The organism is Deinococcus sp. Leaf326, assembly GCF_001424185.1.
Classification (GTDB): Bacteria; Deinococcota; Deinococci; order Deinococcales; family Deinococcaceae; genus Deinococcus.
Genome location: NZ_LMOM01000021.1, coordinates 255468 through 275718, shown reverse-complemented (window position 1 = coordinate 275718; position 20251 = coordinate 255468). Strand labels below are relative to the sequence as shown.

25 protein-coding genes and 1 tRNA gene are annotated in these 20251 nt (G+C 69.7%); 18 read left to right on the top strand and 8 right to left on the bottom strand.

Going from position 1 to position 20251, the window contains the following annotated elements:
- The first annotated feature begins 19 nt into the window (after positions 1–19).
- Positions 20–667 carry a histidine phosphatase family protein gene (locus ASF71_RS08300; protein WP_056297853.1) on the top strand — a complete coding sequence of 216 codons (648 nt, stop codon included), beginning with the start codon at positions 20–22 and terminating at the stop codon, positions 665–667.
- Between the two features lie 57 nt (positions 668–724).
- On the opposite strand, the gene ASF71_RS08295 is transcribed toward ASF71_RS08300, so the two are convergent.
- Positions 725–1219: an Hsp20/alpha crystallin family protein gene (locus ASF71_RS08295; RefSeq protein ID WP_056297849.1), complete on the bottom strand. Its 495-nt coding sequence runs from the start codon at positions 1217–1219 to the stop codon at positions 725–727.
- A 340-nt stretch (positions 1220–1559) separates the two neighbouring features.
- On the opposite strand from ASF71_RS08295, the gene pyrR reads away from it, so the two are divergent.
- The 5 genes from pyrR (at position 1560) to ASF71_RS08270 (ending at position 5234) form a co-directional block, all read left to right on the top strand.
- Positions 1560–2108, top strand: a complete 549-nt coding sequence (gene pyrR, locus ASF71_RS08290) for a bifunctional pyr operon transcriptional regulator/uracil phosphoribosyltransferase PyrR (protein ID WP_056297846.1) — start codon at positions 1560–1562, stop codon at positions 2106–2108.
- Positions 2105–3064: an aspartate carbamoyltransferase catalytic subunit gene (locus ASF71_RS08285; RefSeq protein ID WP_235514240.1), complete on the top strand. Its 960-nt coding sequence runs from the start codon at positions 2105–2107 to the stop codon at positions 3062–3064. Before pyrR ends, ASF71_RS08285 begins: the two co-directional genes overlap by 4 nt.
- The gene (locus ASF71_RS08280) at positions 3064–3462 is read left to right on the top strand and encodes a hypothetical protein (protein WP_056297845.1); all 399 of its coding nucleotides are present in this window, start codon (positions 3064–3066) and stop codon (positions 3460–3462) included. The genes ASF71_RS08285 and ASF71_RS08280 overlap by 1 nt, the downstream gene beginning before the upstream one ends.
- Before the next feature lie 7 nt (positions 3463–3469).
- Positions 3470–3832: a hypothetical protein gene (locus tag ASF71_RS08275; protein ID WP_056297842.1), complete on the top strand. Its 363-nt coding sequence runs from the start codon at positions 3470–3472 to the stop codon at positions 3830–3832.
- 136 nt (positions 3833–3968) lie between these two features.
- Positions 3969–5234, top strand: coding sequence for a dihydroorotase (locus ASF71_RS08270; protein ID WP_056297839.1), 1266 nt, complete (start codon positions 3969–3971; stop codon positions 5232–5234).
- A gap of 75 nt (positions 5235–5309) precedes the next feature.
- Here ASF71_RS08270 and ASF71_RS08265 read toward each other — a convergent pair whose 3' ends face one another.
- On the bottom strand, positions 5310–5555 hold the full coding sequence (locus ASF71_RS08265; RefSeq protein WP_056297834.1) for a glutaredoxin domain-containing protein: 246 nt from the start codon (positions 5553–5555) through the stop codon (positions 5310–5312).
- Between the two features lie 149 nt (positions 5556–5704).
- The gene (infC, locus tag ASF71_RS08260; RefSeq protein ID WP_056297832.1) at positions 5705–6346 is read right to left on the bottom strand and encodes a translation initiation factor IF-3; all 642 of its coding nucleotides are present in this window, start codon (positions 6344–6346) and stop codon (positions 5705–5707) included.
- Between the two features lie 261 nt (positions 6347–6607).
- Between infC and ASF71_RS08255 the strand changes: the two genes are divergently transcribed.
- The 5 genes from ASF71_RS08255 (at position 6608) to ASF71_RS08235 (ending at position 9625) form a co-directional block, all read left to right on the top strand.
- The gene (locus tag ASF71_RS08255) at positions 6608–7291 is read left to right on the top strand and encodes an NUDIX domain-containing protein (protein WP_056297829.1); all 684 of its coding nucleotides are present in this window, start codon (positions 6608–6610) and stop codon (positions 7289–7291) included.
- Between the two features lie 167 nt (positions 7292–7458).
- Positions 7459–7749, top strand: coding sequence for a YbaB/EbfC family nucleoid-associated protein (locus ASF71_RS08250; RefSeq protein WP_056297826.1), 291 nt, complete (start codon positions 7459–7461; stop codon positions 7747–7749).
- 25 nt (positions 7750–7774) lie between these two features.
- Positions 7775–8389, top strand: coding sequence for a recombination mediator RecR (gene recR, locus ASF71_RS08245; RefSeq protein WP_056297823.1), 615 nt, complete (start codon positions 7775–7777; stop codon positions 8387–8389).
- 121 nt (positions 8390–8510) lie between these two features.
- Complete coding sequence (locus ASF71_RS08240) at positions 8511–9125, top strand: GNAT family N-acetyltransferase (RefSeq protein WP_056297820.1); 615 nt, start codon at positions 8511–8513, stop codon at positions 9123–9125.
- A gap of 53 nt (positions 9126–9178) precedes the next feature.
- Complete coding sequence (locus tag ASF71_RS08235; protein WP_056297818.1) at positions 9179–9625, top strand: hypothetical protein; 447 nt, start codon at positions 9179–9181, stop codon at positions 9623–9625.
- A gap of 59 nt (positions 9626–9684) precedes the next feature.
- Here the strand turns inward: ASF71_RS08235 and ASF71_RS08230 are convergent, their stop codons facing one another.
- Complete coding sequence (locus ASF71_RS08230; RefSeq protein ID WP_056297817.1) at positions 9685–10476, bottom strand: hypothetical protein; 792 nt, start codon at positions 10474–10476, stop codon at positions 9685–9687.
- Positions 10477–10506: 30 nt separating this feature from the next.
- Positions 10507–11574, bottom strand: coding sequence for an L-threonine 3-dehydrogenase (tdh, locus tag ASF71_RS08225; RefSeq protein ID WP_056297814.1), 1068 nt, complete (start codon positions 11572–11574; stop codon positions 10507–10509).
- A 222-nt stretch (positions 11575–11796) separates the two neighbouring features.
- Between tdh and ASF71_RS24710 the strand changes: the two genes are divergently transcribed.
- The 3 genes from ASF71_RS24710 (at position 11797) to ASF71_RS08215 (ending at position 15070) form a co-directional block, all read left to right on the top strand.
- Positions 11797–11937: a hypothetical protein gene (locus ASF71_RS24710; protein ID WP_200939679.1), complete on the top strand. Its 141-nt coding sequence runs from the start codon at positions 11797–11799 to the stop codon at positions 11935–11937.
- Positions 11938–11990: 53 nt separating this feature from the next.
- Positions 11991–12410, top strand: coding sequence for a hypothetical protein (locus ASF71_RS08220; protein WP_056297811.1), 420 nt, complete (start codon positions 11991–11993; stop codon positions 12408–12410).
- 458 nt (positions 12411–12868) lie between these two features.
- The gene (locus tag ASF71_RS08215; RefSeq protein ID WP_056297808.1) at positions 12869–15070 is read left to right on the top strand and encodes a hypothetical protein; all 2202 of its coding nucleotides are present in this window, start codon (positions 12869–12871) and stop codon (positions 15068–15070) included.
- 55 nt (positions 15071–15125) lie between these two features.
- Here ASF71_RS08215 and ASF71_RS08210 read toward each other — a convergent pair whose 3' ends face one another.
- On the bottom strand, positions 15126–15977 hold the full coding sequence (locus tag ASF71_RS08210; RefSeq protein ID WP_056297803.1) for a M55 family metallopeptidase: 852 nt from the start codon (positions 15975–15977) through the stop codon (positions 15126–15128).
- 110 nt (positions 15978–16087) lie between these two features.
- Positions 16088–16366 carry a 30S ribosomal protein S20 gene (rpsT, locus tag ASF71_RS08205; protein WP_056297800.1) on the bottom strand — a complete coding sequence of 93 codons (279 nt, stop codon included), beginning with the start codon at positions 16364–16366 and terminating at the stop codon, positions 16088–16090.
- 253 nt (positions 16367–16619) lie between these two features.
- Here rpsT and ASF71_RS08200 point away from each other — a divergent pair, with 253 nt between their 5' ends.
- The 3 genes from ASF71_RS08200 to ASF71_RS08190 all read left to right on the top strand — a co-directional run bounded on the left by ASF71_RS08200 (position 16620) and on the right by ASF71_RS08190 (position 18222).
- Positions 16620–17207: a RecX family transcriptional regulator gene (locus ASF71_RS08200; protein ID WP_056297798.1), complete on the top strand. Its 588-nt coding sequence runs from the start codon at positions 16620–16622 to the stop codon at positions 17205–17207.
- Positions 17208–17321: 114 nt separating this feature from the next.
- Positions 17322–17398 (top strand) — tRNA-Pro (locus ASF71_RS08195).
- A gap of 101 nt (positions 17399–17499) precedes the next feature.
- On the top strand, positions 17500–18222 hold the full coding sequence (locus ASF71_RS08190) for a metallophosphoesterase (protein ID WP_056297795.1): 723 nt from the start codon (positions 17500–17502) through the stop codon (positions 18220–18222).
- Positions 18223–18283: 61 nt separating this feature from the next.
- On the opposite strand, the gene ASF71_RS08185 is transcribed toward ASF71_RS08190, so the two are convergent.
- Positions 18284–18823, bottom strand: coding sequence for a hypothetical protein (locus ASF71_RS08185; RefSeq protein ID WP_056297791.1), 540 nt, complete (start codon positions 18821–18823; stop codon positions 18284–18286).
- A gap of 274 nt (positions 18824–19097) precedes the next feature.
- Here ASF71_RS08185 and pdhA point away from each other — a divergent pair, with 274 nt between their 5' ends.
- Positions 19098–20228: a pyruvate dehydrogenase (acetyl-transferring) E1 component subunit alpha gene (pdhA, locus tag ASF71_RS08180; protein WP_235514239.1), complete on the top strand. Its 1131-nt coding sequence runs from the start codon at positions 19098–19100 to the stop codon at positions 20226–20228.
- Positions 20229–20251 lie beyond the last annotated feature (23 nt).

Below are 20251 nucleotides of genomic sequence, written 5' to 3'. Positions count from 1 at the left end.
GCGTGGAACACTGGCGCCTATGACTCCGCCCGATCCCGCCGCCGCCCGCATCATCCTGGTGCGCCACGGCCAGACCGCCCACAACCTTGAGCGACGTATTCAGGGCCACAGCGACATTCCGCTCGACGAGACCGGGCAGGGTCAGGCCGCGCAACTCGCCCGGCATCTGGGGGCGCAGGGCGTGCGAGCTGACCGCATCCACAGCAGCGACCTCAGCCGCGCCTACGCCACCGCCGAGGCGCTACGCGCCGAGATCGGCGGCGTCCATGAGAGCTTTCCGGCGCTGCGCGAGATTTTCCTGGGGGACTGGGAGGGCCAGCCCATCGACGATGTGTCGCTGCGCGAGGCGGCCCTGAGCGCGCAGTTCTGGGACGGCGACCCCGAGTGCTGCGCCCCCGGCGGCGAGACCCCGGCGGCCGTCGGCGCGCGGATGCTCGCGCATGTCTACGCCCACTGGCCGGGCGAGGGCGAAACGCTGGTGGTCGTCTCGCACGGCATCGCCCTCTGGTCGCTGCTCTCGCACCTGCTGGAACTCGATTACCAGACGCACTGGCGCGGCGGCACCTACATGCACCGCAACACCGGCTACTCGGTGCTGGAGGTCGGCCCGGACCGGCAGATTCGGGGGGCGCGTCTGGCCCAGGCCGATCACCTGCCGCCGCGGTAGGTCACAACGAACGAGCGCCCCAGCCGGAGCCGGGGCGCTTGCGTGGGCAAAGGAACTTCAGGCCTGCTGGGCCGGGGCGTTGCGCTCGCTGTGGTCGGGCAGAGCGCCGGCCTCCACCGTCTTGCCGGAGGTGAGCTGACCGCCGCTGCGGACGCTCACGCTCCGCTTCTGGGCCGCCTCACTGCGGGGCACCCGCAGCACCAGGGTGCCGTGGTCGAAATCGGCTTCTACCTTCGTCAGGTCGTACTTGGCCGGCACGCTGAAGGTCCGGCTCAGGGTGCCGTAGGCCCGCTCGACGCGGTGGGCCGTGCGGCCGTCCTCGCGGGCGTACCGGCGCTCGGCCTGCACGCTCAGGGTCTGGTGTTCGGCCTCAATCTGAATATCTTCGGGCTTCACGCCGGGCAGGTCCAGCGTCAGTTCGAGCCCGTCGGCGCTCTCGTGGACATCCACCGGGGGCGCGAGGCGGGCGGTCTGGGCGGCTGGGCCACCGAAGGCACGGTCCATGCGCTGGGTCAGTTCTTCAATCTCGCGGAAAGGATCAAATCGCATCATGCAGGAACCTCCTGAAGGGTGATGTGCCGGGAGCGGCGATGTTCAGGCCGTTTTTCCCGATGACTTCAGTATAAAACCTGAGTGCTTTAGTGTCAAGTTTAGTGCTTCCTCAACCGCCCAGTCTTCTCTGCCGGACACGGCCCAGGGCACAGGCCCGGAAGTCTGTTACACTCCCGGACGGCTGAGGCCCCGGCAGGATTAGGCCCTCACCCTCTCTCGGCAGTCCTGTGAGGCTGTACCCGCCCCGTGAGGCAGGAGAAGGAGTCGTCATGTTCAGAACCGTCATTGGCCCTCAGCGCGCGCTGAGCGGCGTTTTTTTTGGATTTGTGGGAGTCGGCGCATGACCCCCAAGGCCACCATCCTCAGCGGAGACGAGGTGCGCCGGGCGCTGACCCGCATCGCCCACGAGATCGTCGAGCGCAACCGGGGCGCCGAACAGCTGGCCCTCATCGGCATCCACACGCGCGGTATTCCACTCGCGGCGCGGCTGGCCGCCAAGCTCAGCGAACTCGAAGGCGTGGAGGTCCCCACCGGCCGGCTGGACATCACGCTGTACCGCGACGACCTGACCGAAATCGCGCAGCAGCCGATCATCCGCGACACGCAGGTGCCCTTCGATCTGCGCCGCCGCCGCGTGGTGCTCGTGGACGACGTGCTGTATACCGGCCGGACCGTGCGGGCCGCGCTCGACGCCCTGATCGACCTCGGGCGGCCCGAGAGCATTCAGCTCGCCGTGCTCGTCGACCGGGGACACCGCGAACTGCCCATCCGCGCCGACTACGTGGGCAAGAACCTGCCGACCGCCCGCAGCGAGCAGGTCAAGGTGAAGTTGCAGGAGAGTGACGGCGAGGACGTGGTAGAGCTGTGGGACCGCGAGGAGCAGGCGTGAGCACCCTGGCCTCCAGCACCAGCACCTCGCCCTCCGGCCGCCCCCGGCACCTGCTGGATTTCCAGGACTGGACGCCCGAGCGCCTGGACAGCGTGCTGAACAACGCCGACACCATGCTCCAGGTCCTCGACCGCCCCGTCAAGAAGGTGCCTGCGCTGCAGGGCCTGACGGTCTGCAACGCCTTTTTCGAGAACAGCACCCGCACCCGCACGAGCTTCGAGCTGGCTGCCCGACGCATGAGCGCCGACGTGCTCACCTTCGCGGCGGGCAGCAGCAGCGTGAGCAAGGGCGAGTCGCTGCGCGACACCGTCGAGGTGCTCACCGCCTACAAGGTGGACGCCTACATCGTGCGCCACCACGCCGCCGGGGCCGCGCATCTGGTCGCGCGCTACAGCGGCAAGCCGGTCATCAACGCGGGCGACGGCCGCCGCGCCCACCCCACCCAGGCGCTGCTCGACGCCTATACCGTGCGCCAGGAATACGGCTCACTGGCGGGCAAGAAGGTTGCCATCATCGGGGACGTGCGGCACTCGCGGGTCGCGCGCAGCAACGCCGAGCTGCTGCCCAAACTGGGCGCCGAGGTCGTGCTGTGCGGCCCCGCTACCCTGCTGCCCGAGGGCCTTGCTGGGCTGCCGAGCGTGCGCCTGACCAGCGACCCCAAAGAAGCCGTGCGCGGCGCCCACGCGGTCATGGCCCTGCGGCTCCAGCAGGAGCGCATGTCGGGCGGCTACCTTGCCAGCCTGCAGGAGTACGCCGACACCTTTCAGGTCAACGAGCGCCTGATGCGGGAGGCCGAGAGCGGGGCCATCGTGCTGCACCCCGGCCCCATGAACCGCGACCTGGAAATCAGCAGCGAGGCCGCCGACGGCCCGCGCAGCCGCATCCTGAAACAGGTCGAGAACGGGCAGGCCATCCGCATGAGCGTGCTGTACCACCTGCTGGTGGGACGCGACTGATGCCGGGGCGGGTCCTGCCGGCCCTGCTGGCCGGGACGCTGCTGCTGGCCGGAGCGGGAAGTGCGGGGGCCAGCGCCCCCACGCGGCTCCAGCAGGCCTATACGCGCGCCGTTGCCGCCGAGGCCTACAGCTACGTCCTGCAGGTCCGAACCGCCCTGATGGTGGCTTTTCTGGACAACGGCCAGCGCCCCCTGAGCCTGACCCGCTGCGACGACGAGCGGCTGGCGATGTTCGTCACGCTCCGGTTCAACCAGACCGAGTCCTGCTCGGCCACCATCCGCAGTGAGGACGACTACCGCGCCGAGGTGCGTTTCTCCGGCGGTCCGGCCTTCGTGGTGGACCAGGACGGGGTGCGCCCGCTGGACCCGGCATCTTCTGCGCCGAAAGGCGGAAAATAGACCCGCCATGCCCAGAGTTCCTGCCTTTTCCCTGCTGCTCGCCCTTGGAGCGGCCCTGCCGGCCCACGCTGTGGCCGTTCCCCACCCCGACGCCGTGCTGGCCGAGGCCCGTGCCTACGCCTACACCGCCGCCCTGAGCCTGCCCGTGGCGATGGTGAACAACGAGGGCGAGCGGATCGAGGCTGCGGGCTGCAACGACCCCCGGCTCGTCATTCCGGTGACGCTGCGCCTCAACCAGATCGAGTTCTGCGCGGCCAGCGTTTCAGGCGAGAACGAGTACGAGGTGCAGGTCCGCTTCAAGAACGGGCTGGCCTTCATCGCCGACCAGAACGGCGTGCGGCAGGTCGACGCCGCGCAGGTCGTCCCCTAAAGCATTTGCCCTGAAGAGTTCTTCAGGGCCGAGCGAAGCGAGTGAATTTGACCGGAGCATTGGGAAGAATGGAGGCATCTGGGACGCCGTTCGCCAGAGGCCGTAATTTTCCCAATGCTCCAATCCAAGGAGTTCCATGACCCTGACCATCACCAACATCAAGCGTCCCGGCAGCGACCGACCCGAAAGCGTGACCCTCGAAAGCGGCGTCATCAAGGGCTGGAACCTGCCGCCCGAAGGCGAGGTTCTCGACGGCCAGGGCGGCACGGTCGCCCCCGCCTTCACCGAGCTCCACGCCCACCTGCGCGAACCCGGCCAGACCGAGAAGGAAGACCTGCGCTCGGGCCTCGCGGCGGCGGCGGCGGGCGGCTACGGCACCGTCGTCTCGATGCCCAACACCTCGCCCGTCGTGGACGACCCGGCCACCGTGCGCGCCCTGACCGAGAAGGCGAGTACGCTCGGCACCGCACGCCTGCGGCCCGCCGCTGCCCTCACGCGGGGCCAGCAGGGCGAGGCGCTGGCCGAGCTGAGCTACCTGAAGGACGCGGGCGCTGTCATGTTCACCGACGACGGCCGCACCAACGAGGACGCGCGGGTGCTGCGCCTGGGCCTGGAGTATGCCGGCAGCCTCGGCATGGTCGTCAGCGTGCACGCTGAGGACGCCTCACTGCGCGCCAACGGCGTCATGAATGAGGGACCGGTCTCCGAGGCCCTGGGACTGCCCGGCAACCCGGCCGCCGCCGAGGCGGCGCGCGTGGCCCGTGACCTCGAAATTCTGGCCGGCCTGCACGCGCAGGGGCGGCCGGCGCGGCTGCACATCCAGCACCTCAGCACGGCGCGCGCGCTGGACCTCGTGCGCGGGGCCAAGGCGCGCGGCCTGAGCGTGACCTGCGAGGTCTGCCCGCACCACCTCACCCTCACCGACGAGGCGCTGCGGTCCTTCGACGCGGTCTACAAGGTCGCGCCGCCGCTGCGCACCCAGGCCGACGCCGATCACCTGCTGGCAGGGCTGCTCGACGGCAGCGTGGATTGCCTCGCCACCGACCACGCCCCGCATACCCGCGCCGAGAAGGAGCGCGACCTGCTCGACGCGCCCAGCGGCATCGCCTACATCGAGCTGGCCTTCCCGCTCATGTGGACCCGCTTCGGCGAGACGCTGGGGCTGGAGAGACTGCTGGACCTCATGACGGCCGCCCCGGCGCGCGTCATGGGCTGGCCCGAGCCGTCGCTGGATGCGGGCGCCCCCGCCGACCTCGTGGTGCTGGACCTGGAAACCGGGCGCGCCGTGAACCCGGCCGAGTTCAGGAGCAAGGCCAAGTTCACCCCCTGGGACGGCGAGACGCTGCGCGGCTGGCCGCTACTGACCGTTGTGGACGGTCAGGTGGCCTACCGGCGCGACTAGAGTCCCCAGACAATAAGGCGGGCGGCCCTCCGGTGTGAGGGCCGCCCGCCTCTGCACCGTCTACAGGTTCGCGGCTTACAGGCCGGCTTCGGCCAGGAAGGCGTCGAGCTTCTGAGGCCGGAATCCGCTGAGGCTGTGGGCCACGTCGCCGCTCACCAGCGTGGGCACGCTGCGCCGGCCGCCGTTGACGCTCATCACGTACTCGGCCGCCTGGGCATCCTGCTCGATGTTGATTTCCTCGTAGGCGAGGCCCTTGCTGCTCAGGGCGCGCTTGGTCGCGTGGCAATCGGGGCACCAGCTCGTCGTATACATCTTGATCATGGCGAAACCTCCATAGGGCCTTCGGCCCGGTGTCTCTAGTTTATAAAGTAAAGTGGCGCTACACAACATGGGCCTGTTCACGAACGCCATAGAAAAGCGGCCCGCTGCCGCGTGGGCAGGGGCCGCCGGAACATCCGGGCGAAATACGCTCAGGCGTTCGCGACCGCGTTGGGCTCGGCAGAAGCCGGCGCCACTTCGGCGGGTGCTGTATCAGCGTCACCGTCGGCCAAGTCTGCGGCAGGCATGTCGGCGCGTTCCTTCTTGGGAACGGGCGGCGCCTTGGGGGTCATGATCATGTTCATGTCCATGCCCATCATGCTCGGGGTGCCTTCGGGCGCGCCGATGTCCGCGAGGGTCTCGGCCACGCGCACCAGGATGCGCTCACCCAGCTCGGGGTGCGTGCGTTCACGGCCACGGAACATGATGGTGACCTTGACCTTGTGACCTTCTTCGAGGAAACGCCGCACGTGGCCCGCTTTGGTATTGAAGTCGTGGTCGTCGATCTTGACCCGGAACTTGATCGCCTTGACTTCCTGCGAGCGGGCACGCTTGCGGTTTTCCTTCTCGTTCTGCTGCTGTTCGTAGCGGAACCGGCCATAGTCGAGTAGGCGGCAGACCGGCGGAACGGCCTGCGGACTGACCATCACGAGGTCCATGGCCTTCTCGCGCGCCATGTTCATGGCGTCACGGGTGTCGATAATGCCGATCTGCTCGCCCTCCGCCCCGATCAGACGAATCTGCCGGACGCGAATCTGCTCGTTGACCTTGTGTTCTTTCGCTATGTTCATCACCTCCGCCGCGCCCCGCGCGCGCTGGCGTCGTGGGCGGCTTCAGCACCCGGGCCGGGCCGCTGTGGCCTCGCCGTCTGGCGCTGGCCCTCGTTCTGTGATTGAAGTCGGGCAGTCCCCAGTCTACCACGCCCAGGGAGTTCCCGCAGACCCCAGGCCGGTTGAGCAAGCGTTGGGAGAAGGCCCGTCCCGCAGACAGCGCCTGACCCGTCACCCGCCCCGGCACACTTGACGTACCAGAGACACAAAGTCTAGCATCGGGACATGATCCGCACGGCCCCGTCCCTGCCGGCCCAGGCCACCCAGGTCGGGCTGGCCGTGGACGTGGCCGCTTTCGCCATGCACGGCGGCGAGTTGCAGGTGCTTCTGGTCGAGCGCGGCGAGTTGCCCCATGCCCGTGACTGGGCGCTGCCCGGCGGCTTCGTTCAGCCCGGCGAGGAGCTGCATGAGGCCGCCCTGCGCGAACTGCGCACCGAGACCTCGGTGGACCTCGAGCCCCGGCACCTCGAGCAGTTCTACACCTTCGGCGAACTGGGGCGCGACCCCCGGGGGCGGGTGGTCAGCGTGGCCCACCTCGCGGTGCTGCCGCACGGCACGGTCCGGGTCACGGCCGGGGGGCACACGGTCGGCGCGGCCTGGCAGCGCGCCCACCACCTGCCCCGGCTAGCCTTCGACCACCGCGCCATTCTGGACCGGGCGCTGGGGCGGCTGCAGCTGCGGCTGGAGTACGCCAATCTCGCCCTGGACTTTTTGCCTGACACCTTCACGCTGCCTGAGCTCCAGACAGTCCACGAGGCGATCTTGAACCGCAAGCTCGACAAACGCAATTTCCGCAAACGTCTGCTTGCTCAGGGCACCCTGGTCCCGAGTGGCGAACGCCGCAGCGGAGTGGGCCGCCCGGCGCAGCTCTACCGCCGGGCGAAGAACGTGCGCTCGGCCGCGTTGTAGGACACCTCCGGGGTCTCCGTAGCGGCGCGGGCACGGAAAGCCGCGCCGCTGTGAGTTCGGCCGGAGTGTCCCCCGCCCGGTCCACGCTAGACTGCCCAGACGACCCGTTGCGGGGGCTGCTCCTCCAAGGACACCGGCCGCGCGGCGACCACAGAGGGGTGACACGAATGGATATGAAGAAGCTCATGAAGCAGATGCAGCAGGCGCAGGCGGCCGCCGGCAAGATTCAGGACGAACTCGCCGCACAGATGGTCGAGGGCACGGCCAGCGGCCTGGTCACGGTGACGATGAATGGCCACGGCAAGGTGCAGACCCTCAAGATCAAGCCCGAAGCGGTGGACGGCGACGACGTCGAGGCGCTCGAGGACCTGATCCTGGCGGCCATCAACGACGCCTCGGGCAAGGCCGACGACCTGCAGCGCGACGCCACGCGCGGCCTAGGCATTCCCGGATTTTGACTTCCCCCCCGCACCAGGAGGCGCCATGAAATATCCCCCCTCGCTGGTCGCGCTCATCCGTGAACTCTCGCGCCTGCCGGGCATCGGCCCCAAGAGCGCGCAGCGGCTGGCCTTTCACCTGTTCGAGCAGCCGCGCGAGGACATTGAGCGCCTCGCCTCGGCGCTGCTCTCGGCCAAACGCGACCTGCACACCTGCCCGATCTGTTTCAACATCACCGACGCCGACACCTGCGACGTGTGCAGCGACCCCTCGCGCGACCGGCAGCTCATTGCGGTGGTCGAGGAGCCCGGCGACGTGATCGCCATCGAGCGCAGCGGCGAGTACCGTGGGCTGTACCACGTCCTGCACGGCGTCCTGAGCCCGATGAACGGGGTTGGCCCCGAGAAGCTGCACATCCGGCCCCTGTTGCCGCGTGTGCAGGGGGACATGGAGGTCATCCTGGCGACCGGCACCACAGTCGAGGGCGACGCCACCGCCCTGTACCTGCAACGGCTGCTGGAGCCGCTCGGCGCCGCCGTGAGCCGCATCGCCTACGGCCTGCCGGTGGGCGGCGCGCTGGAATACGCCGACGAGGTCACGCTGGGCCGCGCCCTCACCGGCCGCCAGCGGGTTGGCGGACCGGTAGCGAACAAAAGCTGACGCGCAGCCAACTGCTGCGCCCGTCGCCTCCGGCTCAGCAGGGCCGGAGGCGACATCCTTTTTGAAAGCTGGTCCAGAGCGCCGCGCCGCCGCCCACCCTGGCCAGTGATCTACTGACGACATGACCGACCCTGTCTCCCCTGCCCCGGCCCCGGCAAGCGAGTGGCTGCGCGCCCCCACGCTGACGGGACCTTCGATCGTGCTGGCGGCCCTTTCCGAAGATCACGCGGCCGACCTGCACGCGGGCGCCGACGAAGCCACCGTGCAGTTCCTGTCCCGCGGGGGGCCGGCCCACCACACCCCGGAGGCCTGGGCCACCTACGTCGCTGACCTGAACGCCCTGCCGAACCGGGTGAACTGGGCCGTACTGCGCGGCGGGGTGGCCGTGGGCCGCATCAGCTTCAGCGAGGTGCGCGCCGACGACCGCTGGGCCGAAATCGGGACCATGCTGCTGCCCGCCGCGCAGGGCGTGGGCGTGAATCCCGAAGCCAAGTGGCTCCTGATGACCCGCGCCTTCGAGGTCCTGGGCGCAGGCCGCGTGCAGTTCAAGGTGGACGCCCGCAATGCCCGCAGCCTGCGCGCCACCGAAAAACTCGGGGCGGTACGCGAGGGCACCCTGCGGCAGTACCAGGTGCGCCCCGACGGCTACGCCCGCGACAGCGTGATGTTCAGCGTGCTGCGAGACGAGTGGCCGCAGGTCCGAAGTGGACTGCTGGCCCGGCTGGGGACGGCCTGACTCCGGAGGCCGGCGCTCAGTTTTGCCACCCACGCCCCTGTTAGCCTGCCCGGATGAGACGCTTCCTGATGCTCCTGGCCCTGCTGTGCGGCCTTGCTCCGGCCCTGGTCGTGCCCCTGCGCGGCTGGACGCCCATCGCGGGCGACGCGTCGCGCTGGCAGGGCGGCGGCGGCGAGTGCCTGATCCGCGAGATGCGCCACACCCAGGCCTTCCCGGCGCTGCCCACCCAGCAGAGTGCGACGGCGGTGGCCAACCGTCTGCGCGCCTCGCTGAGCAAGGCCAGCCTGAGCGAAGTCACGACCCAGGCGGTCGATCGCGGCGCCACCTGGGCCGTCCTCGCGGGCTACGTGTACGCGGAGGGCGGCGCGCGGTACCGCGTCTCGCAGCTCTACCTCAGCGACGGCGGCAAGCTGCGTACTATCAGCGGTAGCAGCGCGGCCGGCACGAGCAGCCCCTGCGCGGCGAGTATGCGCGAATTCATCCGCTATCAGGCCGAATAGACAGCTTCCGGCCCGCTCCCCGCAGGCAGACACTGCGCGGGAGGCGGGCCGGGCGGTGTTCAGAAGCCGAGTTCGGTGCGCGGCCGCTGAAGCTGGGCGAGGCGCTCGGGCGTCCACAGTTCGTAGGCGTACATCGGGTACTGGCGCTTGAAGCGCCCCACCCGGTCCCACACCTCGCGCGACTCATGCGGTACGACCAGGATCAGCCGGATGACGCTGTCCTCGGCGTCGTAGATGTAGAAGTCGAAGTGAAAGCTCTGCTCGTTGCCCTTGTCCGTGAACAGCGGAAAGCTGAACGGCCGGTAGCGCCAGGCCTTGCGCCGCGTCTGGAGAATGTCGGCCGCCACACGCTTGAGGTTGCTGTCCCCGAAGGTCTGCTTTTCGCCGTCGCGGTCCACGAACACCGTCGTGGGAGCGGGCGCTTCGAGCTGCACGCGCTTGAGCTCCGGCAGGGGCTTTTTCTTGACCCCGCGCGGGGCGGCCCGGCGCTCGTCGCCGGAACGGCTGCCCGCCGCGCCGCCGGAAGCCGGGCCCCCCGACGTGGCCGAGCCGAAGCGGCGAGGGCCGCTCTTGCTGCCACTGCCCCCGGCCGAGCCGCGTTCGCCCGGACCCCGGCTTCCCGAGTTGCTCCGCGCACCCTGGCCCCCGGCCGGCCGAGCGCCGGACCGCTGTGTGGACGAGCCCGAACGGCCCTGGCCCTCGCCGCGGGGCTCCGTCTGGCCGCCCTCACCACTGGCACGCACCGGCCGGGTGGTGTCGCGCGTGGCGCCGCCCCGGCCCTGTGCCATGTTCTTCTTGGGGCCATGGCCCCGTGATCCTCGTGCGGCTGCGCCGCGTTTAGGCCCCGTCATACCGGCCAGAATACGACGCCCGGCCCGGGCCTATGCCCCTGCCGGTTCCTTTTGCACCTCCGTGGCGGGCGCGTCCCAGTCCAGGATCACCTTGCCGCTCTGGCCCCCCAGCATGGCATCGAAGCCCTGCTGGAAGTCACGAATGCCGAAATGATGCGTGATGACCGGGCGCAGGTCCAGGCCCGACTGGATCAGGGCGGCCATCTTGTACCACGTCTCGAACATCTCGCGGCCGTAGATGCCCTTGATGGTCAGCATCTTGAAGATCACGCCGTTCCAGTCGATGTCCACCCGGCCCGAGGGAATCCCCAGCAGCGCGATCTTGCCGCCGTTGTTCATCGTCTCGACCATCTGCGCGAAGGCGGGACCCGAGCCACTCATCTCCAGGCCCACGTCGAAGCCCTCGGTCATGCCCAGCTCATTTTGCGCCACCGACCACAGGTCCTCGCGGGCGACGTTCACGGCGCGGGTCACACCGACCCTGCGTGCGAGGTCCAGGCGGTAGTCGTTCACGTCGGTGATGACCACGTTGCGCGCGCCGACGTGCTTGGCCACCGCCGCCGCCATCACACCGATGGGCCCGGCCCCGGTAATCAGCACGTCCTCGCCCACGAGGTCGTAGGTCAGGGCGGTATGCACCGCGTTCCCGAAGGGGTCGAAGATCGCCGCAATATCGTCCGGGATGTCGTCGGGAATCTTGAAGGCGTTGAAGGCCGGCAGTGTGAGGTACTCGGCGAAGGAGCCGGGCCGGTTGACGCCCACGCCCTGCGTGTTGCGGCACAGGTGGCGGCGGCCCGCGCGGCAGTTGCGGCAGTGCCCGCAGGTGACGTGGCCCTCGCCGCTCACGCGGTCGCCGATCTCGAAGCCGCGCACCTCGCTGCCAACCCCCGCCACCACGCCCACGTACTCATGGCCCACGACCATCGGCACAGGAATGGTCTTGCTGGCCCACTCGTCCCACTTGTAGATGTGCACGTCGGTGCCGCAGATGCTGCTCTTGCGTACGCGGATGAGCAGGTCGTTGGGGCCGGGCGTGGGCACCGGCACGTCGATCATCCACAGGCCCTCGCGGGCCTCGCTTTTGCTCAGGGCGCGCATGGTCGGAGCATCTGGGGCGGCATCTGAAAAGGGGGAGGCGGTAGACATGTCCTGCCGTTCTACGTCGCCGGACACGGCCCGCGCAACAACGCCGCGCTCAGTCGCGCCCGGGTGTCCGGCCTGATGGGTCAGGCCCGGCCCAGGCGTGACTGGATAAGGCCGGGCCGTCCATTAAGTTCGGGGGGCTGTCGCGCCCCCAGCCCCCCCCTTTAGGCTGGGGCCATGATCAAGTACCGTAAGCAGAACGCGCTGGAACCTGAGAAGGACGCCGAGCTCAGCGTCAACCTGACCCCTCTGCTGTTCTTCGCCGTCGGCTTCCTGACCATGAAGGCCGTGTTGGGCAGCGTGCTCTCCAACCGCTGAGCCCCGGGCGTTCCTCTACCCAGCAAGCCGCTCTCCAGGATAAGGTGGGCGCCATGACCAATCCCGGTGAACAGTTCAAAAGCCTCAACAGCGGCCGTTTCGTGGTACCCGGCTGGACCAATCTTGTCCCTGGTAAGCCGGACGCCGTAGAGCTGCAACTTGACCTCGACGAAGCCGACGCCGGCCGCGAACAGGCCCTGCTTCTCGTCGAATACTGGGCTGACGGGCAGGAACTGACTCTTCAGAGCCTTCTGCCGGTGCGGGCCTTCCGTGCGGCGAGCGAGGGAGGCCCAGGCTGGTGCGTGTTCGTGCCGGCGCAGGGCCGCGTCCTCGTGCGCGCCATTGATGCTCAGCCCGACCCGCCCGTCCTGGCAAGCCACTGGATCAACGTCGAGCCGAACACGGTACCCGGCACGGTGGTTCACATCGACGTGAAGTTCCCCGACGGCGCGGTGGCCCCCGCCGAGGCCTGAGCCTCTTCACAAAACTGCCCGGACGTGCGCCGGCCCGGAGGCTCAGGACAGCAATCCTGAGCCTCCAGGCCGGCGCACTTCTGCCATGTCAGGGCTCCTATGTCCCCCCAGCCTATGCCCCTATCGGCGTAGACAGGCCGCTATGGCACAATGGTTGAACCGATCTGGTTTTCATCTGGCCTGCGTAGTTTTCCGGCCGGTCCATCTCAGGAAAACCGAGCGGTCCGGCCCGGCGGATTTGACATAACGCTCATGTAACGCCGAATTTCATACAGTGTCTTTCGGAAGGTATTCGGAGAAAAGCTGCCGCTTAGATGTAGTTTCTACGATTTGCCTTCCGGCGGGATGTTCACTTCCTGCGCCATGCCAGTACGGCCACTTGCCTCAAAACACATCATTCTCATCATCTAAACACGATCTGCTATTCAGACGTTTCTTGGAGCCTCGGGGGGGGAACCATGCCAACGCTGCATCTGCTGGGCCGGGTCTACATGACCCAGGACGATCAGGCCCTCAGCCTGTCGCACAAGGCGGCGGCCCTCCTCGCCTATCTTTCGCTGGAAGGCCGCCCACATCACCGCGAACACCTCGCCGAACTGCTGTGGAACCACAGCGGCGCCCTGCGCAACCTGCGGGTCGAGCTGACCCGGCTGCGCCAGCAACAGCTCGCGCTGTTCCCCGAACGCCAGCCCATGCTCGCCCTGAACTGTGACACCGACCTCGCGCGCCTCGTGGCGGCCGCGCCGGGACTGAGCGAGCGGCAGCTGCCGGCCTGGCTCGCGCAGTTGCGTGGCCTGCCGCTGGGCGACCTCGACGACCTCGGCTCGCCCGCCTTTCAGGACTGGGTCACGCGCCAGCGCCTCTGGCTGTGCGAGCGCCTGGAAGACCTGCTGGGCGAGGTGCAGCTCCGCTTCGCCCAGCGCGGCCAGATGCAGGCGGTCGATCAGATCCGGGAGCGCGCCGCGCAGCTCGACCTGCAGCTGCCGCCCATTTCGGCCGGGGACGCCCCCGCCGCGCGCGGCAGCCACTTCGCCTTTCCCGCGCAGGAGGCCGAGCTGCGCCGGGTCCTGGACCGCAGCGACCGCAGCCCGCAGATCGTGTACCTGAGCGGTCCCAGCGGAGCCAAGCGCTCCATGATCGACGCGGCGGCCCGCGGCAGCGAATGGAAGGTCCTGCACCTGCAGGTGACGGGGGACCCCAGACTGTTTCAGGCGACGCTCGTGCAGCAGCTGGCCCAGGCGCTGCCCCGACTCTCGGGAGCGCTGCTGGACACGCTGGAGCGGCTCCAGCGCCACCAGAGTCTGGACCTCATCCGGCTGGCCCAGGTCCTCATGCAGTCCGACACACCCCTGCTGCTCTCGCTGAATCTCAACCAGGCCGAGCCGTGGTTCGCCGGCGGCCTGCACTTCGCCCTGAACGGCCGCTGCCCGGTGACGCTGGTCCTGACTTCCGGTTCGACCGACGTGCTCGAGGACGTGCGCCAGCAGCTCGGCCCCGTCAATCTGGAGCGCATGCACCGGCTGTCGCTCCCCCCGGTGGGAACTGCCGGGCTGCTGCCGGCGCTGGCCGAACAGGCCACGCCAGGAAGTAGCGGGCCTAGCGAGGACGACCTGTACGGCTGCGCCGCACGCCTCAGCGCGCGCACCGAGGGCTGGCCGCTGTACCTGCGCAGTCTGCTCGGCAGCGCCGCAGGGGGCGACCCAACACCCAGCGCCGCCCAGACCTCCGAGATGGCGAGTGCCCGACTGGCCGAACTGCAGCACCTCGGCGCGCCGGTCCGCCGAGGCCTGAGCGTGCTCGCGCAGGTCCACGACCGCTTCGACCTGGCAATGGCGCGCGAACTGCTTGGCCCACTGGCCGAGGAAGTCATGCATGTCGGGGCGCAGCAGGGCGTACTGGTGCCTGCCCAGCTTGAAGAGGAGGTCCAGCTGCCGGGCCTGCTGACCTGGGTCAGCGACGCCGAGCCGCACGTCTCGTTTGCCTCCGAGATCACCCGCGCGGCGCTGGCCGGCCGCCTAACCCCTGCCGAACGCCAGGACCTGCGCCGCCGCCTAGCCGACCTGGCGTGGCCGACCTCACCCGCCCTGGCCGCCCACTACGCCGAGCGCGCGGGCTTGCAGGACCTCGCTGCCCAGGCCCGCGCCGCACTGGGTAGCCCAGCCGTTTCGCCGGCCCGGCTACCGGCTCCCCAGCCCGCCACTGGCCCGCTGGGCAACGCCGCGCCCCGGCGCGAGGTCCGTACGCCGGGCGGTTACCGCGTGGCGCTGGAACATGGCCGACTGGAAGTGCTGCGCCGCGGCCGCCCCGGCCCCACCCCCCGGTTGCGGCTGAACTTCGGGGAGGTCAGCGCCGGGCCCTGGAGCATGACCCTGCGCCTGGACCTGTATACCCACCTGCTCCCCGGCGAGGTAACCGGCCCCTATGCGCTGGGCCTGGGCCTGGGGCACGAGCCGCAGAAGGTCTACGCGCCCGCCCCTCTGAGCACGCCCATCGCCGCTGGCCTCGACCCCTGCCTGGGTCTGTTGCCCGTGGGCCACTGGGTGCAGATCAGCGGACAGGGCGGCGCCGGGCGACTGACCCTGAGCACCCGCGCCACCGACCTCGCCCTGACGATCGGCGCCCTGAGCTGGAACGGTCAGCACTTCCTGCCCGAGCGCTGAGCCCCGGGGGGCGGGAAAGGAACACTCATCGGGGCCCTTTCCCGCCCCCTCTTGCCTAGCCGTCTAGCCGGACTTCGGCCACCTTGGCGAGCATCCGGAAGGTCTGGAACAGGTGGTAGGCGTCGGGGCTCTCCCAGCCCACCGTCAGGGGGTCAAGCCGGGTGACCCCCGGCACACGCTCCGCAGCGTCGGCGCGGGCCTGATGGTTGAGCGACAGCTGACAGGTGGCCGGCCAGCGGGTCGTGTAGGGCCTGGCCTGGGCCGCGGCCCGCACGGCGGCCTCGGCTCCGGCACGGATGCGGCGCTGCGCCTCACGCGGATGCAGGTGGATCGCCGCGAAACTGCTCAGTCCCTCCTTGACGGCCACACATACGACCTCCTCGCCCAGCTCGGCACGGATCTCGGCCATCGCCACGTCGTCGCCGCTGGCGAACACCACTGGCACGCCGTAATGCCCGGCCAGCAGCGCGTTGAGGCCGTACTCGCCGGTGTCGCGGCCGTTGATCCGCACGTTGCGCACGAAACCGTTCCAGGTGTGCGCCAGCGGGCCACGTGGGCTGCCGGCGCGGGCGTGGTAACCCACGAAGAGCAGCGCGCCCACCTCCCCTTCCTGCACGCCCTGCACCATGCTCAGCGGTTTGTCGTTGCCGCTGGTGAAGCGCGCCGCCTCGGGCAGTAGTTCGGGAATGAGGTTACGCATGGTGTCGTGACTGTCGTTGACGAGCACGCCGGTCGCTCCAGCTGCCAGCGCGCCCTCGGCGGCGGCGGCGGCTTCCAGGGTCATGCGCTCGCGGGCGGCCTGGTACTCGGCGCCGTTGACCAAGCCCCCAAACTCGGGTGGGCTGACCTGCACCCACGACGCCACGCCGCACACCCCTTCCATATCCACACTGATGACCACGTTCATGCACCCAGGGTAGACGCACCGGGGAACACGTGGCGCATACCGGCGCCGGGGCGGGCTCCGGCGCCACGAAAAAGCCGCCCCGAAGAGCGGCTCAGCGTGAGGCGTAAGCCTCAGCCCTGCTGCGTGGCCTTGGCCCTGTTGATGGCGCGGGCGAGGCGGCTCTTGCGGCGCGCGGCGGTGTTCTTGTGCATGGTGCTGCCCTTGGCGGCCTTGTCGATCAGGCTCTCGGCCTTGCTCTGGGCAGCGGCCACATCTTCGGCGCCGGTCGTGGCAGCGATCATGGCCTTCTTGGTGAAGGTCTTGATGGTGCTCTTGCGGCTGCGGTTGATCAGGCGGCGCTTGAGGCTCTGGCGGTGGCGCTTCTGGGCGGACTTGTGACGTAAGGCCATGTTCGTAACTCCTTTGTTCTCCCGCACGTGCGGGGCGGTTTCGGGCCTGTTCCTGCCCGGTGAAGCGCGGGGGTGGCAGGGGGCCGGCAAAACGCGATGCGTCCTTCACCGCTTGCGGCGAGGCGCGCCTGCGCCGGCTTGGCGCCGGGGACAGGGTCGGTCCACCTGAAGTGGGCAACCTGCACAGTATGCCCGCGCCCGGGCTGCCCGGTCAAGCTGTGGGAAGCGGACCGGGGGTGACATACTGCCGGCCATGACCCGAGCACGTCGTCCCCGCCCTGGCCCGAGACCCAGTTCTTCCGGGGACGGCGCGGAAACGGACGCCGCGCCGCGCGCTCCCCGCCGCGAGCGCACACCCGAGGAGGAACGTGAGGCGCTGCTGGCCTACGCGTTCCGGGCATTGGGGGCCAGGGCGTTGAGTGCCGCCGAACTGCGCGCCCGGCTGGAAAAACGCAGCGAGCAGCCCGAACTGATCGAAGAGGTGCTGCGCCGCGTGCAGGAACTCGGCTACCAGAACGACGAGCAGGTGGCCCAGATCGAGGGCAAGCGCCGGGGCGTGGGCACGTTCCGCGTGCGCCAGACGCTACGGCGCCGGGGCCTGGACAGCGAGTTGATCGAGGAGACGGTCCAGGCCCGCGACCCGGACGAGGACACCCGGTCGGCGACCGACTTCCTGATGCGGCGCTGGCCCGCGCTGGCCCGCAAACGCGATCCGCGGGCGAGCGCCTACGCCCTGTTGGCCCGCCGGGGTTTTGGGGGCGCCGCCATCCGGGCCGCCATTGAGGAAGTGCAGCAGGCGCAGGAGTCGCCTGGGGACGAAGAGGAGTCGCCCGAGGATTGAGCAGGACCGCCCCGGAGTACGGAGCGTGCGGCGCGGGACGTGGCCTTGCTTGACACCCCGGGACCGTGGCCCGTAAACTACCGCCTGCCCCACTTTGGCGGGGTCGTGGTTCGGCGGGGCGTAGCGCAGCCTGGTAGCGCACGTCGTTCGGGACGACGGGGTCGGAGGTTCGAATCCTCTCGCCCCGACCACGTTCAAAGCGGCCTCTCCTTCGTGAGAGGCCCTTTTTTTGTGGCCCTCCGTCGCCCCGCCCTCATGCCGACCGCCCTGTCCCCGCCCTCTAGGAGCCTCCATGCGCGTCTTTGCCATTGCCGACCTGCATCTGTCCAGCGTGACGCCCAAACCCATGACGGTGTTCGGCACCGGCTGGGCCGGGCACCCGGAGGCCATCTGGGCGCAGTGGCGCGAGGTGGTGGCGCCCGGCGACCTCGTGCTGCTGCCCGGCGACCTGTCGTGGGCCATGCGCCTGCCCGACGCCCTGGTAGACCTGCGGCTACTGAGCAGCCTGCCCGGCACCAAGGTGCTGCTGCGCGGCAACCACGACTACTGGTGGCCCACCGCCAGCCGGCTGCGCGCCGCCCTGCCGCCAGACCAGTTCGCGGTCGTCAACGACGCCGTGCGCATAGGCAACGTCGTGGTGTGCGGCTCGCGCGGCTGGACCACTCCCGGGCACGAGGCCCTGGGCGCTGAGGACACGCGGCTGCTGGCCCGCGAGGGCGAGCGTCTCTCCCTGAGCGTGGAGGCGGCCCAGAAGCTGCGGCGGCCCGGCGACCACCTCATCCTGATGCTGCACTACCCGCCCGCCTCGCCGCCCTATCCGGCCAACCCCATCACGCAGGTCATCGCGCAGGCGCGGCCCGATATGGTGCTATACGGCCACCTGCACGGCGTTCCGCCCGAGCGGGCCATGAGTCATGTGGGCGGCGTTCCGGCGTATCTGGTGGCAGCCGACGGCCTGCGGTTCCGGCCCAAGCTGGTGCTGGACACAGGGAGGGCAAACAGCGCGGAGAGCTGAAGCCCGGCCGGCGGGGCCAGCACGCCTACGACTGGGCTTTTTTCTGGCCCTGCCGCCTACTCTATTTCGCCTTGTGCGTCGCCTTCCAGGCGAGCGCGAAGGCCTCGTAGTACTCCCGGGCCTGCGTGGCCGCGGTATCCTCGATATTCGCGCGGCTGATCAGGCCGTAGCTCTGGTCTCCCCACAGGCGCAGCCGCTCGGCGGTCAGGGTGCGGGCAGCGGGCGCCGCCTGTGGGCGGGCGGGAATGGGGGCAGAGGCCGGGGGGCTCAGCGTGACGCGGGCTTCGCCGCGCAGTTCGAGCTCGAAAGCGGCCGTGAACACGTACCGGCCACCCGCCGCCTTGAAGGTGTCCACCGTGAAGGTCTGGTAGACCGTGCAGGTGCGCGGGTCGCCGTAGCTCAGGCCGTACAGGGCGGCGTATTTGTCGAGCTGGGCGTCCAGGGCGGCGGCGAAGTCCCCGTCCTCCTTCTCGTCCACGTAGACGTAGGCCTGGGGCGGGCAGAGATCGGCGTTGCCCAAGCCCCGCAGGTTGCCCTGCGCGTCCTGGGCGGCCGCCGCCCCCAGGACCAGCAGCAGCGGGGCCAGGCGGGGACGGGTCATGTCGCCAGTGTACGCGGCCCCCAGCGGTGGGCCGGGCATCTGCGCGGCATCTGCTAGGCTGAGGTCACCTAGTCATCCCGGTGGCCGCACGCAGTGGCCGACCGACCCCGGAGCGCCGTGCCCATGCCTGCCCCTGCCCTGCCCCGTCATGCCCATCATCTGCCCCGAGCAGAGGGCGCAGACAGGCTCCTGAACCAGCGTCGCGCGCCCTGAGACCTGAACACCGGCCCCGCTCCTTTTTTCCCGCTCCACTCCGTGTACCCCAGGAGGGTCCATGACACTGTCTTCCGATTCTCTGCCCCAGGCGGGCCTCTCGGCCGAAGGCGCCGCCGCCTCCGAAGCCGCCTACGACGCGGGTCAGGCCGCCGGCCTCTTTCAGATTCTCGCCCCGGACGGCGAGGTCGTGCGCCCCGACCTGATGCCCGACGCCGACACGCAGCTGCGGCTGTACCACCAGATGCGCCGCGCTCGGCACTTCGACGAGCGCGGCTGGGTGCTCTACCGCCAGGGCCGTCTGGGCGTCTTTCCGCCCTTCGGCGGGATGGAGGCCAGCCAGGTCGGCACCGCCGCCGCCCTGACGGCGGACGACTGGCTCTTTCCAACCTACCGCGACACGGGCGCGGCCCTGACGCTGGGGCTGCCTATCGCCCGCACGCTGGCCTACTGGCGCACGAGCCCGCACGGCTGGGCCATGCCTGAAAACCTCAAGGTGCTGCCCTTCTACATTCCTATCGCCACCCAGTACCCGCAGGCGGTGGGCGCCGCCCTCGCCGAAAAACGCAAGGGCACCCGCAACGTGGCGCTGGCCTACATCGGGGACGGGGGCAGCAGCGAGGGCGACTTTCACGAGGCGCTGAATTTCGCGGGCGCGCTCGACGCCCCGTGCGTGTTCATCCTCCAGAACAACGGGTGGGCCATCAGCGTGCCGACCCGCAGCCAGACGCGCGCCGTAGACCTGTCGCGCCGCGCCGCGGGCTACGGCCTGCCCGGCGTGCGCGTGGACGGCAACGACGTACTGGCGACGTGGCACGTGACCGCGCAGGCGGTCGAACGCGCCCGGAACGGCGGCGGCCCGACCCTGATCGAGACCGTGACCTACCGCGTCAAGCCGCACACCGTCGCCGACGACCCCAGCCGCTACCGCACTGAGGAAGAGAGCGCGCCCTGGCGTGAAAAGGACCCCGTGACCCGCCTGCGCGCCCACCTGCTGCGCACCGGCGTGCTGAACGAGGAGAGCGACGCCGCGCTGCTGGCCGAGGTCGCCGCCGAGTTCGAGGCTGCGCTGCAGGAGGCCGACACCTACCCCGACCCCACGCCTGCCGAGATTCTGGACCACGTGTTCGCCGAGCCGACGCCGCAACTCCGGCGCCAGCGCGAGGAACTGCTCGCGGAGGTGGAGGCGTGAGCGCTCCGGTGACTCCCGAATCC

Bases quoted from the DNA above. Each gene is read 5' to 3' on its own strand.
- pyrR (WP_056297846.1), top strand. From the start codon at position 1,560: ATGACCCCCAAGGCCACCATCCTCAGCGGAGACGAGGTGCGCCGGGCG.
- ASF71_RS08255 (WP_056297829.1), top strand. From the start codon at position 6,608: ATGATCCGCACGGCCCCGTCCCTGCCGGCCCAGGCCACCCAGGTCGGG.
- ASF71_RS08275 (WP_056297842.1), top strand. From the start codon at position 3,470: ATGCCCAGAGTTCCTGCCTTTTCCCTGCTGCTCGCCCTTGGAGCGGCC.
- ASF71_RS08200 (WP_056297798.1), top strand. From the start codon at position 16,620: ATGACCCGAGCACGTCGTCCCCGCCCTGGCCCGAGACCCAGTTCTTCC.
- ASF71_RS08240 (WP_056297820.1), top strand. From the start codon at position 8,511: ATGACCGACCCTGTCTCCCCTGCCCCGGCCCCGGCAAGCGAGTGGCTG.
- ASF71_RS08300 (WP_056297853.1), top strand. From the start codon at position 20: ATGACTCCGCCCGATCCCGCCGCCGCCCGCATCATCCTGGTGCGCCAC.
- ASF71_RS08190 (WP_056297795.1), top strand. From the start codon at position 17,500: ATGCGCGTCTTTGCCATTGCCGACCTGCATCTGTCCAGCGTGACGCCC.
- tdh (WP_056297814.1), bottom strand. From the start codon at position 11,574: ATGCGCGCCCTGAGCAAAAGCGAGGCCCGCGAGGGCCTGTGGATGATC.
- ASF71_RS08250 (WP_056297826.1), top strand. From the start codon at position 7,459: ATGGATATGAAGAAGCTCATGAAGCAGATGCAGCAGGCGCAGGCGGCC.
- ASF71_RS08270 (WP_056297839.1), top strand. From the start codon at position 3,969: ATGACCCTGACCATCACCAACATCAAGCGTCCCGGCAGCGACCGACCC.
- ASF71_RS08295 (WP_056297849.1), bottom strand. From the start codon at position 1,219: ATGATGCGATTTGATCCTTTCCGCGAGATTGAAGAACTGACCCAGCGC.
- recR (WP_056297823.1), top strand. From the start codon at position 7,775: ATGAAATATCCCCCCTCGCTGGTCGCGCTCATCCGTGAACTCTCGCGC.
- ASF71_RS08265 (WP_056297834.1), bottom strand. From the start codon at position 5,555: ATGATCAAGATGTATACGACGAGCTGGTGCCCCGATTGCCACGCGACC.
- ASF71_RS08235 (WP_056297818.1), top strand. From the start codon at position 9,179: ATGAGACGCTTCCTGATGCTCCTGGCCCTGCTGTGCGGCCTTGCTCCG.
- ASF71_RS08215 (WP_056297808.1), top strand. From the start codon at position 12,869: ATGCCAACGCTGCATCTGCTGGGCCGGGTCTACATGACCCAGGACGAT.
- ASF71_RS08280 (WP_056297845.1), top strand. From the start codon at position 3,064: ATGCCGGGGCGGGTCCTGCCGGCCCTGCTGGCCGGGACGCTGCTGCTG.
- rpsT (WP_056297800.1), bottom strand. From the start codon at position 16,366: ATGGCCTTACGTCACAAGTCCGCCCAGAAGCGCCACCGCCAGAGCCTC.
- ASF71_RS08230 (WP_056297817.1), bottom strand. From the start codon at position 10,476: ATGACGGGGCCTAAACGCGGCGCAGCCGCACGAGGATCACGGGGCCAT.
- pdhA (WP_235514239.1), top strand. From the start codon at position 19,098: ATGACACTGTCTTCCGATTCTCTGCCCCAGGCGGGCCTCTCGGCCGAA.
- ASF71_RS24710 (WP_200939679.1), top strand. From the start codon at position 11,797: ATGATCAAGTACCGTAAGCAGAACGCGCTGGAACCTGAGAAGGACGCC.
- ASF71_RS08185 (WP_056297791.1), bottom strand. From the start codon at position 18,823: ATGACCCGTCCCCGCCTGGCCCCGCTGCTGCTGGTCCTGGGGGCGGCG.
- ASF71_RS08210 (WP_056297803.1), bottom strand. From the start codon at position 15,977: ATGAACGTGGTCATCAGTGTGGATATGGAAGGGGTGTGCGGCGTGGCG.
- ASF71_RS08220 (WP_056297811.1), top strand. From the start codon at position 11,991: ATGACCAATCCCGGTGAACAGTTCAAAAGCCTCAACAGCGGCCGTTTC.